This is a genomic window from Psychrobacter sp. TB20-MNA-CIBAN-0197, assembly GCF_040309765.1.
GTDB classification, from domain to species: Bacteria; Pseudomonadota; Gammaproteobacteria; order Pseudomonadales; family Moraxellaceae; genus Psychrobacter; species Psychrobacter submarinus.
On the sequence record NZ_JBEOPC010000979.1, the window covers coordinates 1 to 255 of the forward strand.

1 protein-coding gene is annotated in these 255 nt (G+C 43.9%); it reads right to left on the reverse strand.

The genetic code is table 11. The annotated features are described in order from the left end of the window. Positions 1-202: HAMP domain-containing protein (locus AAEY83_RS16805; RefSeq protein WP_351060920.1), on the reverse strand; the 202-nt coding region annotated here is incomplete at its 3' end. Positions 203-255: the final 53 nt, after the last annotated feature.

Genomic DNA, 255 nt, shown 5'->3' on the forward strand with positions numbered 1-255 from the left:
GCATAGCTTCAAGCTCACCAAGCAAAATGCTCATTGGCGTTCTAAGCTCATGAGAAATATTGGCAAGCCAGCGTTTACGTACTTGCTCGTCTTTGGCGAGCGTAAATGCAAGCGTATTAAAATCCTCGCTTAACTGCCCTAGTTCGTCTTTTCGATCTAGGGTCAGCTTAGTCTCGTAATTGCCTTGCGTTAAGCGGTGCATACCGTTAGCTATTTGTTTTACTGGGCTAACTAAATGCCGAGATAATAAAAAGG